The sequence below is a fragment of the Massilia sp. P2_C2 genome (genome assembly GCF_056404615.1).
The window spans coordinates 1-11,147 of sequence record NZ_JBFUDR010000215.1 but is presented as its reverse complement, the minus strand read 5'-3'; the positions used below and the strand labels follow the sequence as shown (position 1 = coordinate 11,147).

The window sequence follows — 11,147 nt, the reverse complement described above, 5'->3', positions numbered from 1 at the left end:
GTCGTGACCAGCCGGTGCACCATGCCATTGCCCTCTTCCGCGACGGCGCCGGCGCGCGCGGCCAGTTCGTCGGCTGCGCGCGATTCGGCCACACCGGTGCCGGCGGCCGCCGCCAGCGCCTGGATCGACGCCGTCGTGCGCTCCAGCGCGGCGCGCACGTGCGCGCGCGGCGGCAAGGCGGCGCGGCCCAGCGTGATCTCGCGCGACGCGGCACCGATCGAGCGCGCCGAATCCAGCACCGTGCGCAACTGGCCGTTCAGGCCGCGGATGCCGGCGTCGAGCGCACGCGCCGTCTGCGCGATCTCGTCGTCGCCGGTGGCCCGCGCACGGATCGTCAGGTCGCCGCTGGCCAGCGCGCTGGCGGCCGCACCGATCGCGGCGACGTCCGCCAGCAGCGCGCGCCGCACGGCCAGCGTGATGGCCAGCGACGCCGCGACCGACAGCGCGATCACCACGGGCATCAGGACGGCGATCAGCCGGAAGTCCGCGGCCGCCCCGGCGGACGCCTGCTCGGACAGCGCTTGCTCGCGCCGCGCCAGTTCCGTCAGGCGCTGGGCGACGACCGCGAACGCGCGCTCGGCCTTGACCATCGCGTTGGCACTGATCGACTGGTCGATCCGGGCGATCTCGACCACATCGCGCACGGCGTCGCCGTATTGCGCCCACGCGGCGCGCGCCTCGGCCACGTAGCGCTGTTCGTCCGGGCTGTCGGCCATCCGGCGTGCCAGCTGTGCCAGGTCGCGGTCGACGGCGCCGTGCCGGGCCTGCAGGTCGGCGACAAGCGGATCGACGCGGAACCGCGGGAAGCTGCCGCTGATCCAGGTCAGCACCTGGTAGGCCTCGGCATGCGCGCTGCGCGCCGATGTCGACAGTTCGGCGGCGGCGCGCATGTTCGCCGCGCGGCGCTGGACGATGCTGTCGAGCGACTCGTTCTGGCGTACCATCGCGTAGTACGCCCCGCACGACAGCAGCACGAGCAGCACCAGCACGACGCCGGGCGCGAGCAGCAGCTTGGGACCGATGCGCAGCCGGGCTAGCATGCCAGGTCCGGGGCGGGGGTGAAGGCGGGCGTCATGTCTCCTCCTGGTGCTGTGGGTTGCAAGGCAGGCTGCGAAGCATGGGGGCGAAACGGTGGCGCTGCGATCCGCCATCGGCGTGTGGTAATGTGCGGAGCGAGCTAAATTTCCGGCGTGCATTTAATGAATGTACGCCGCCCCGGAGTTTGACCTTTGCGGTGGGTCAAGCCCGCCATTGCGAAGGAGCTCGACTCTAGTCGAACCAAATGTGAGGAGAGGTGTCCAATCGTGATCATGGAAAGCACAATGGGAATCGGGCCGGCCGCCAGGCTGCTGGGGACCACGATCCAGACTCTGCAGCGCTGGGAGCGTAACGACCTGCTTGCGCTCGGCGAGCGCACCTGGACCTGTGCAGGCTGCGCCGCGCATCACGACCGCGACGTGAACGCGGCGGTCAATCTGCAACGGCTCGCCACCGGCGCCCATGCAGCGCAAACGGCGCTACCCGAGGCGAGCCACGCGGTGACGCCGGGCACTGCCGCCGGCGCTTGGCCGGCGGGAGGCGGGAAAGTGACGCCTGTCAGGCACGAGCACGGTCAGCAGGACGGCTCGGGGCAGGAAGAGATCGGTGAGCACTTGTGCGCACCTTCTCGAAAGCAGTTTGAATGAAGCGCAAGAGCGTGGGCGCATTGCTGTCGGCCCTGGTGTTTCCTGGCGTGGGCCAGTACTACCTGGGGCGGCGCACGCGTGCCCTGCTGTTCCTCGTGCCGGCCGTCGTGGCCGCGATCCTGTATGTGAATTTTGCGCTGGACGAGGCCAATACGATGACCGACCAGCTGTTGAGCGGCAAGATCGCGCTGGATCCGGCCGCGCTCGAGGCACAGCTGGCGGCGCGGCCGACGCCGTTCAGCGTCACGCTGGCCGGAATCGTGTTCGTCGTGTGTTACGTGGGGAGTATCGTGGAGGCGTTGATCGCGCAACCGCGCAAATGATGATCGCAGTACGCATGCGTTCGCGTGGGCACGGGGTGCCCACCCGACGACGTGCGCATTGCCGTAGGGTGGGCTCCCCGAGCCCACCACGCATACCGATCCGTCAATCGAGTTTGGCCGCGTGCTCGCGCGTCGCGTGGAACTGCAGCTTCGGCCAGCGCTCCTGCGTGAGGCGCAGGTTGACGCCCGACGTGGCCAGGTACGCCAGGTTGCCTGCCGCGTCATAGGCGACATTGTGCGCCAGCTGCGTCTCGAAGTCGGACAATGCCTTCTTGTCGTCGCTCGACACCCAGCGCGCGCTGCTGATGCTCGCACCCTCGAACACGGCGTCGACGCCGTATTCGTTGAGCAGGCGGCTCGCCACCACCTCGAACTGCAGCACGCCCACGGCGCCGAGGATCAGGTCGCTGCCCATCACCGGCTTGAACACCTGCACGGCGCCCTCCTCGCCCAGCTGTTGCAGCCCCTTGTGCAACTGCTTGGTCTTCAGGGGATTGCGGATGCGCACCGTGCGGAACAGCTCCGGCGCGAAGTACGGGATGCCGGTGAACGTCAGCATCTCGCCTTCCGAGAAGCTGTCGCCGATCTGCATGTTGCCGTGGTTCGGCAGGCCGATGATGTCGCCTGCGTACGCTTCCTCGACCTGTTCGCGGCTCGACGCCATGAACGTGACGACCGACGACAGCTTCACTTCACGGCCGAGGCGCAGATGCTTGACCTTCATGCCCTTTTCGAAACGGCCCGAGCACACGCGCAGGAACGCGATGCGGTCGCGGTGCGCCGGGTCCATGTTGGCCTGGATCTTGAAGACGAAGCCGGAGAACGGCTGCTCGTCCGGGCGCACGGCGCGCACGGTCGCGTCGCGCTCGCGCGGGCCCGGCGCCCAGTCGATCAGTGCCGACAGGATCTCGCGCACGCCGAAGTTGTTGATCGCGGAACCGAAGAACACGGGGGTCTGCACGCCCGACAGGAAGCGCTCCAGGTCGAACGGATGCGAGGCGCCGTGCACCAGCTCCACTTCCATCCTGAGCTGTTCCATCTCGAGCGGGAACATCTCGGTCAGGCGCGGATTGTCGATGCCCTTGATGATCTCGTAGGCGCCGTCGGCCTTCTCCTCACCGGCCTTGAACAGCATGACTTCGTCGTTCAGCAGGTGGTACACGCCGCGGAAGTTCTTGCCCATGCCGATCGGCCACGTCACCGGGGCGCATTCGATCTTCAGCACGGACTCCACCTCGTCGAGCAGTTCGAGCGGATCGCGGGTTTCGCGGTCGAGCTTGTTCATGAAGGTGACGATCGGGGTGTCGCGCATGCGGCAGACGTCGAGCAGCTTGATGGTCTGCTCTTCCACGCCCTTGGCCGCGTCGATCACCATCAACGCCGAGTCGACCGCCGTCAGCACGCGGTACGTGTCTTCCGAGAAGTCCTGGTGGCCCGGCGTGTCGAGCAGGTTGATGACGTGGTCGCGGAACTCGAACTGCATCACCGACGACGCGACCGAGATGCCGCGCTGCTTCTCGATGTCCATCCAGTCCGACGTCGCATGGCGGCCGCTCTTGCGGCCCTTGACGGTACCGGCCAGCTGGATCGCGCCCGAGAACAGCAGCAGTTTTTCGGTCAGCGTCGTCTTGCCGGCGTCGGGGTGGGAAATGATGCCGAAGGTGCGGCGGCGCGCCACTTCGCGCGCGATCGTGGCGGCCGGCTTGCTGGTGACAGTTTGCTCGGCACCATCCTGGATGTCGGTGGTAGTTGCGTCGATTTCGTTGGACATGGTCTCGCCCTGCAGGCGCTATGCAAAACACTCGATTTTACCGGCTCCCGGCCACCCTGTGTGAACTGATTGGCGCACCGATGTTCGTCGCCGGTTTGCAAACCTGGCAATGACATGTTGCTCGACTGCACTTGGCGATGCCTGGGCACGCCCGCACAGGCTACACTAACGGGATGAAGATTGCCGTCCTGACCCGGAACCTGCGCCTGATGGTCCTGTGCGCCTGCTCGGCCGCGGCGCACTTCGCGATGCTCGAGCTGCTCGCCGCGCGCGGAGCCGGGCCATACGCGCCCGCGCCCGAACCGTCCGCCGCCGACCTGAGCGTGCGCCTGATGCCACCCGCGACGACGCGCGCGGCGGCGCCGCGACCAGTTGCGCCCTCCGTCGCGCCGCCTTCCTCCACCGCACGGACACTTCCGCGCGCTCAGCGCGCTTCACCGAAGGCGCCGTCCGCCCGTGACGCCCCGACAGCCTTGCCGTCCCCGCCAGATGGCGCGGCAGTGGAACTGGCCGGCGCATCCGTGCCGCCGCTGACACAGATGCCGGGGCGCTACCGTGTTCGTCTGCCCGCCCCCGCCCTGCTGATTTACGAGGTCGTACGCCAGCCGGTGGGTGGCACGCCCGTGCCGGCCGGCGCGGCGCACCTGTCATGGCGCACGGATGGCGACAGCTACGTGCTGGACATGGACGGCCCACTCGGCCGCCTGCACAGCGAAGGCACGAGCGGCGACGCCGGTATCGCGCCGGGGGTTGCCCGCGAGGAAGCGGAAGGCGGACCGCTCGTCACGGAATTCGATGCGGCCGGCCACCGCGTCCTCTTCCGCGCGGCCGGAACCGAGAGCCCGGACAACGTGGGCATCCAGGATCGCGCCTCGCTGCTGATGCAGCTGGCGGGCATCGGACTCGCCGAACCGGACCAGATCAGGGACACGGTCGAGATCGTCGTGGCCGGCGCACGCGACCTGCGCGTCGCGCGCTTCCGCGTGCTCGGGCAGGAAACAGTCGCGACCGGAACCAGGACCGTCACGGCATGGCACCTGGCCGAGCTGGCGGCGCCCGGCATGGCGCGGCTCGACGTGTGGTTCGCGCCGGAACAGGGCTGGATGCCCGTGCGCTTGCGCGTGGACGACGGGTCAGCCAGCGTCACGCAAACCCTCAGCGCCATCGGACCCGCCGCCGGCCCGCCTTAGTCGCGTACGCGGCGCCAGCCCGCCTTGCGTGCATTCTGCGCCGCGGCGGGCGGCAGGTCGAACGGCGTGTTCTTGCCGTCGGCCGTCGTCGCGATCAGCTTCAGTGCACCATTCGGCAAGCGCACGATGATGGAGCCGACGGCGGCCGACGTGTTCGACAAGGTATGGCCGACGATGGCATTGTTGTTCGCGTCGAAGAGCAGCGGCTGCGCCGTGCAGACATCGAGCTGGTACAGGTTGCTGGTGCCGCCGACCGAGCAGGCCGACGATGACGTCGGCAGGTTGGCCACGACGTTGAGCGTGCCGGAGACCACCTTCGGGTCGAGGTTGACGCGCTCGCCGGTGTTCTGGTCGAGATCCATGTACCAGCCGGACTGGGTGGCCCAGCTCACGGGCGTGCCACCGATCGTAAACGTGTCGGTGCCGCCGGCGGAGCTCTTGGTCAGGCGCATCCGGGCCATCTTCGCGGCCGTGCGCCAGTCGACGGCCGAAATGCCAGTGCCGGTATCCTTCAGCACGTAGACACTTTGCGTGTCCGTGTTCGCGATGTCGGACATGTCCAGCAGGCGGCCGGTGCCGTACACGACCATCGTGCGCGCGGCATTCGTGACATTGCCCTGGGCATCCGTGCCGGCGGCCTGGCACAGCGTGACTTCGGGGCGGGTCGTCACCGGCTGTGCGGTGCCGGCGTCGGCCATCTGGACGACGACCGGGGCGCCGCCTGCCGTATAGTCGAAGCGGAACATCTTGCCCTGGTTGTCGCCGCCGTAAACATAGGTCACGAACGGATCCGTCAGCGGATTCGCCGTGATCGCCGTGATGCGCGCGAACCCGGATGGGGTCGTCGGGTTGCCGTCGCCCGTACTCGTCTTGTTCAACACCTGTCCCGTGGCTACGTCGACGACGTACAGGTAGCCCTGGCCGTTGCCGTTGCTTACGCCGTCGGGCACGTTGTTGTAGCCCGAGGTGAGGAAGACGACCCAGTGCTCGGTACCGCCACCGTCCTTCCATGTGCCGAACTGCGGGTTGCCGAACGTGAGGCCGAAATCGGCGTCGTAGTTGGTGCCCGTGCATACGGCCGCGTCGGCGCACAGCTCCCACAATGCCGTAGGATGCGCCGGGTCGGTCACGTCCAGCGCATAGTAGCCGCGGCCGCCCGCGTTCAGTCCGGCGACGAGCACCGAGCGCCACGTACCGCTGATCTTGACATCGCCCACCTCGGGCGCACCGTCCGTCGTGAACTGGTGGTTGGTGCCGTAGGTCGTGCTGGCTTGCAGGTACAGCTTCTTCATTGTGATACGCGGCGCGTACGCCCACAACTCAGTGCCGGTGGCAGCGTCGAACGCGTGCAGCATGCCGTCGTTGGCCGCCACGAACACGGTCGGGCTGCGCGTGGCGTTGGCGGCCTTGAAGTCCGCATAGCCGGCGATCGAATAGCCCTTGCGCGGATCGCGCAGGTAGGCCGGCTTGGACGAAGCGATGTCGCCGAGCACGATCGGGACCGTCGAGGTGAGACCGGGAGGGTTGTGGTCCGTGCGCGTGTACCCGCGCAGGATCGTACCGTCGGCATACTGCTGCTGCCCGCGCAGCCAGTTGACGATGTTGGTACCCGCATTGACCGTGGCACGGTCGGTCGACGACAGGCTGGCGCACTGTGCGAGCGCCGTGCACTTGTTGTCGAACCAGGTCTTTTCGGTGGCGGTGAGGTTCGCGTAGCTGAACGACTTCAGGCCGCCATTCACCGCGTCGAGCATCCAGATTGTACGGGTGTCGCTGCTAGCCCCGACGAGGCGCCCGACGGTGTCGGACGACGTCCACGCGGCCGTGGTCGATACGGCGCCGGTGATAGGGTCGATCTTGCGGTCCGACAGTTCGCCGTACCAGCGTACCGTGGTGAACGTGGACGAGAAGATGTCGTTGTCCTGTTGCGAGATGTTCGGCGTGGACGTCGCGGCCGCCGACGCGGCGCCGATGCGCACCTGGATCGACGACAGTGCCGAGCTCAGGCCGTGCACCACCTGGGTGGGATCGGATGCGCTGAAATAATGGCCATGGCCATTGATGGCCGCATGCCACAGGTCGTCGACGCGCGACTGGTAGGCGGCGGAACCGCTGGAGTCGCCCGTCTTCGGATCCGGCCAGACGTAAGCGCCGCTGCCGTTCCATGGGCAGCCGCTGACCACGCCCGTGATCAGGTTGTAGAAGTCGCCGCCCGGTATCGGGGCGGTATCGTATTTCGGCTCGTAGTTCATGACGCCGTCCACGCCCAGGCCGAGCGTATACGTGTTCATGTGCAGGCGCGTGTTCTCGCCATTTTGGGCCGGCACGAGACCAGGCTTGGTCCAGTCCTCCAGCGTCGAGCGCAGGGACGAGGTAGCGTTGTTCGAGCCGCCGTTGTACCAGTACAGTGCGACGTCCGCCAGCGAATTGTAGGTCTGCGCACTCGGATCGTAGCATCCGCTCGCGCGCGTGCAGAAGCGCGCCGTGCTCTCGACATTGTCGTTGTTGACGACGGTGGCCGCGGCGCCGCCGTTCCAGTAGCCGTCCGTCGTCAGGAACGTGAAATTCTGCTGGCACGGGTACTGCACCACTTCCGATCCCGCCGCCGCGACGTATGGACTGAGGTTCGCGTACATCTTGCCGACCGCATGCAAGGCCTGGCGCAGCGGCGTGGATTGGCTGCCGTCCATCGCGTACAACGTCGCATACCAGCTGGTCCGGGGGCTGCCCGCGAACTGCTGCGGCAGACTCATCGTACCCTCTGCCGCAGCGGTCGACAGCGAAACGATGCCGACGTTGTAGTTCGACGTAAGCGACTGGAACGCCAGGCCGACGGCAGTCTTCATCATCTGATTGCGGGTCTTGTAGTAAGCGTACCAGTTGGCGAAGTTCGTCATCTCCTCGTCGTACGTGCAGGTGGCGCCGGCGCAGTCGGTGCGGCCGGCGGCCTTCGGGTAGCTTGTCACGGACGGAACGATGTCCGTGCGCACGAACACGGCGGCACCGCTGCCCAGCGGCGTCGTCGTCACGGGGATCGCATCGTAGACGGCCGGCACCGGCGCCGACGCTGGCGTCAGCGCGAAACTAATGGTGCCACCGTTGTTCGTGAGGGCCCCCATGGCGAGCGCGGTGCCGCCCGCCGCCGCGGCGCTGTCGGCCACGCAGATGGTATCCGCGCCCTTGGCAGCACAGGCGGACGTGATGCCGTTGCCCCCGGCATATGCCGTGACGCTGCCCTGGGTGCCGATGGCGGCAAGAATCGTCGATGCCACGCTGGTATTGCTGGCACCCTTGCCGAACGTGATGTCCGACGAGATCAGCGTCTTACCGCCCAGCCTGGTGCCGGCGGCCAGCACGGTCCGGCTGGTCGCCTGCTTGCTGTTGCTGGCCGTGCCAGACACGGTAAGCAGCGCGGTGGCCGGCTGCGCGGCCTGCACGACAGCCGCTGGCGCGGCTACCGTGATGGCCCAGCCGGCGCGGCTGCTGTCGGTCAGGACGGAACAGACACCGATCGACTTGCCGCTCGCGCCGCTGGCGCAGTCGATCGGAATCACCGCGACGACGTTGTCGGTGCCGAGCGTGATCCCGTACGTCGAGCAGGCCGGCACGCTGTAACCGGAAGCCGGCGTGCGCACGCAGGCCAGGTATTGGTTCGTCAGGCCCGTCTTTGCGATGATGGATGCCGCCAGCGCAGTGGCCACCGTCGTCTGCTTGCTGAGGGTGTTCGTGCCCGTCGATGCCGTCACCGCGTTGTTCGTGATGACGACGTTGCCGCTGGATTCGCCCACGGACACGCTGTCGATCGTGACCGAGCCGGTCGACGCCGACGTGCCGATCGTAATGGTGCCATATGCCGCGACCACGCCGCCGTTCGGATTCGAGAAACGCGGGTACTTGAAGTTGCCGACATACTTTGCCTGGCAGTTCGTCAGCGCGGTGCTGTCGCACCAGCGCACCTTGGCCGGGAACGGATATCCGGCCGGCGCCGGCGCCCCCACCGCCGTCGTCACGCACGTCGTCAGCGCGGCGGTGGTGCAGTATTCGGCGACGTTGATCGTGTAGTAGTACGGGTTGGTCGAATAGGCCTGGGGCGTGTAGCGCACGTCGTTCGGATAGGTATAGGTCGCCGAGTTGTACACACAGTTGGCGTTGCTCGTATCGCACCAGCGCAGGTCCGGGAAGCCTGTTGCGAGGTTCGTGTTGCTGGCGCTGTTGCCCAGCATGTCGCGCTTGTTGACGCCGAAACCGTCGGTCGTCACGACGGTCCAATTGGTCGTGGCGGCACGCGTCATCGAGGGGTACGACGTGCCGTCCGCGTACACGGGTGGTGTATAACGCACCTTTGGATCGTAGTACTGGCGATTGAAGTCCGCGCTGTTGAACGGCGGATGCCCGACCGTGCAGCCGCGCGTGCCACTCGACATCAATGCGCGCGAACGGCACGTCGTGCTGTCGTCGATGTAGTCCGGCGTGAACGCGCTGGCCATCGAGCCCGAGTTATCATACAGGAGCATCAGGTTCGGCTTGACGTTGCCGGTGCCGTCGACGTTGAGCAGTGGGAGCTGGGCGATGCGGGTTACGGCCGCCCCGGCGGCGCCGGCCAGCATCAGGGCGATAACGCCCATCAAGGCAAGGATTTTCTTCATGGTGTGCAGGTCAAGCGCCGATCAGTACGATCATCTGGTTGGTCACGTTCGCACCGCGACCACCGGTGATGCGCGCCGTGATCACGTAATGCAGTTGCGGCGTGCTGGCGTACGCCGGGGAATCGGATGCCAGGCTGTCGCCCAGCGCAACCGTGGTGCCGGCCGTGGCCGTGTTGGCGGCCGTCTGCATGCAGCGGTTGTTGCCGCTGTACGCCCCTTGCGACGCGCACAACCGGTGAATGACATATTCGATGCGGGTGCCATCGTCACCGTCGATGGTGCGGCTGCCGGACCAGAAGGCGGCATCGCGCGGCTGGCTGACTGCGTCCCACGTGGCGACATAGCCATTACCTGTATCGTCCTGGTTCAGGGCCGCCTTGTTTGCCTGCGCGGTCTGGCTCAGCCAGGCGAACGCGGTGTGCAACCCCAGGTCGGCCTCGCGGCTCAGGGTCGTGTCGTATGCCAGGTTGCCGGTCGTGAGCGCCGTCGAATGGACAGAGCGCAGGAGATACACGCTCCCCAGCAGCATCACAGCCAGGATGATCAAGATGACCGGCAGCGCCATGCCGCGGGTGCGGCCGTGCCGCCGGGTTCTCATGGCTGGGCTCATGGATTCGGTCTCCATCCGGCATTGCGCAGCGTCACGACCGTCTCGAACGCGCGGTAGCGGTAGCAGTGCCAGTCGAGTGGATCGCCGGCTACGGCGACGTTCAGCGTGACGGGCACCGCTGTCACGCCGGACGGCACCGCGCTCGCGAACACGACCGGCTGCGTCGCCGTCGTCGTGCAGGCCACGCTGGCCCCCGGGCGCTCGACGGCTTTGCTGCGGGCGACGACGGCGAGGCGCACGGCGGCAATATGCTGCCAATCGCCGGCGTCGCCCACCGTTCCCGAGCCGTCGGCGTCGATCATGGCGGCCGACCAGCGGTTCACCTGCAGGCCGCTTTGCGGCTGGAACGCGGTGCCGACACGGGTGTCGAAACCGTACTGCGCCTTGATAGAGACGATGTCCTCGGCCACCGTTGAAGGGTGCGCCGCGCTCCCGTCAGGCGCGGTCGCCTGCAGTTGCAGGTAGCCGTCGGCGACCGACCAGGAACGGAACGCAAGACTGCCGACAGGACCGAGGTCGAATATTCGCGCGGCGTACCCTTTGAACGATGCCGTGGCACTGCCGCCGTTGAAGCGCATGCCTCCGCCCGCCGCCGCCATCACGTGCGTGGCCGTCATATCGCCGTCCGACCGCTGGACCAGCAGGCAATCGCCGCCCGACTGTTCCGGCGCGACGACCAGCACGTCGCCCGGGTTGAAGCCGTAGGAAACGCGGTCGACGTCGAACCGCGTGCCGCCGGCGGTGTAATCGCCCGTCAGGCGCAGCGTGGGCGTGCCGCCCATCGAGGTCCCGGCGTAGAACGTGATGCGATCCGGATTCGCGCCGTGCGACTCGATGACGACCGGCGCCAGCGGCGTCACGGCGGTGTTGCCGCGGGTGGCGGGTGCCAGCTCGTAACCGTTCGTGTCGCTGAACTGGGTAT

General features: G+C 67.3%; 8 protein-coding genes. 3 read left to right on the top strand and 5 right to left on the bottom strand.

Annotated elements, in window-relative coordinates; genetic code table 11:
- Positions 1-1,040, bottom strand: a 1,040-nt coding sequence (locus tag AC1DYX_RS21575; protein WP_477262615.1) for an MCP four helix bundle domain-containing protein, incomplete at its 3' end; no start/stop codon positions are given.
- A gap of 282 nt (positions 1,041-1,322) precedes the next feature.
- Here AC1DYX_RS21575 and AC1DYX_RS21570 point away from each other — a divergent pair.
- Complete coding sequence (locus AC1DYX_RS21570; RefSeq protein ID WP_477262613.1) at positions 1,323-1,685, top strand: zinc ribbon domain-containing protein; 363 nt, start codon at positions 1,323-1,325, stop codon at positions 1,683-1,685.
- A complete protein-coding gene (locus AC1DYX_RS21565; protein ID WP_477262611.1) occupies positions 1,682-2,008 on the top strand; it encodes a hypothetical protein in 327 nt (108 codons plus the stop codon). Before AC1DYX_RS21570 ends, AC1DYX_RS21565 begins: the two co-directional genes overlap by 4 nt.
- A 103-nt stretch (positions 2,009-2,111) precedes the next feature.
- Here the strand turns inward: AC1DYX_RS21565 and AC1DYX_RS21560 are convergent, their stop codons facing one another.
- Positions 2,112-3,779: a peptide chain release factor 3 gene (locus AC1DYX_RS21560; protein WP_477262609.1), complete on the bottom strand. Its 1,668-nt coding sequence runs from the start codon at positions 3,777-3,779 to the stop codon at positions 2,112-2,114.
- Between the two features lie 173 nt (positions 3,780-3,952).
- On the opposite strand from AC1DYX_RS21560, the gene AC1DYX_RS21555 reads away from it, so the two are divergent.
- Complete coding sequence (locus tag AC1DYX_RS21555; protein WP_477262607.1) at positions 3,953-4,969, top strand: DUF3108 domain-containing protein; 1,017 nt, start codon at positions 3,953-3,955, stop codon at positions 4,967-4,969.
- On the opposite strand, the gene AC1DYX_RS21550 is transcribed toward AC1DYX_RS21555, so the two are convergent.
- The 3 genes from AC1DYX_RS21550 to AC1DYX_RS21540 form a co-directional block, all read right to left on the bottom strand.
- A complete protein-coding gene (locus tag AC1DYX_RS21550) occupies positions 4,966-9,615 on the bottom strand; it encodes a pilus assembly protein (RefSeq protein ID WP_477262605.1) in 4,650 nt (1,549 codons plus the stop codon). The genes AC1DYX_RS21555 and AC1DYX_RS21550 overlap by 4 nt on opposite strands.
- A 10-nt stretch (positions 9,616-9,625) precedes the next feature.
- Positions 9,626-10,213, bottom strand: coding sequence for a pilus assembly PilX family protein (locus tag AC1DYX_RS21545; RefSeq protein WP_477262603.1), 588 nt, complete (start codon positions 10,211-10,213; stop codon positions 9,626-9,628).
- Between the two features lie 8 nt (positions 10,214-10,221).
- A partial coding sequence (locus tag AC1DYX_RS21540) for a PilW family protein (protein WP_477262601.1) occupies positions 10,222-11,147 on the bottom strand: 926 nt, incomplete at its 5' end.

Excerpts from the sequence above, each read along its gene's own strand:
- AC1DYX_RS21570 (WP_477262613.1), top strand. The coding sequence starts at position 1,323 with ATGGGAATCGGGCCGGCCGCCAGGCTGCTGGGGACCACGATCCAGACT.
- AC1DYX_RS21565 (WP_477262611.1), top strand. The coding sequence starts at position 1,682 with ATGAAGCGCAAGAGCGTGGGCGCATTGCTGTCGGCCCTGGTGTTTCCT.
- AC1DYX_RS21560 (WP_477262609.1), bottom strand. The coding sequence starts at position 3,779 with ATGTCCAACGAAATCGACGCAACTACCACCGACATCCAGGATGGTGCC.
- AC1DYX_RS21555 (WP_477262607.1), top strand. The coding sequence starts at position 3,953 with ATGAAGATTGCCGTCCTGACCCGGAACCTGCGCCTGATGGTCCTGTGC.
- AC1DYX_RS21550 (WP_477262605.1), bottom strand. The coding sequence starts at position 9,615 with ATGAAGAAAATCCTTGCCTTGATGGGCGTTATCGCCCTGATGCTGGCC.
- AC1DYX_RS21545 (WP_477262603.1), bottom strand. The coding sequence starts at position 10,213 with ATGAGAACCCGGCGGCACGGCCGCACCCGCGGCATGGCGCTGCCGGTC.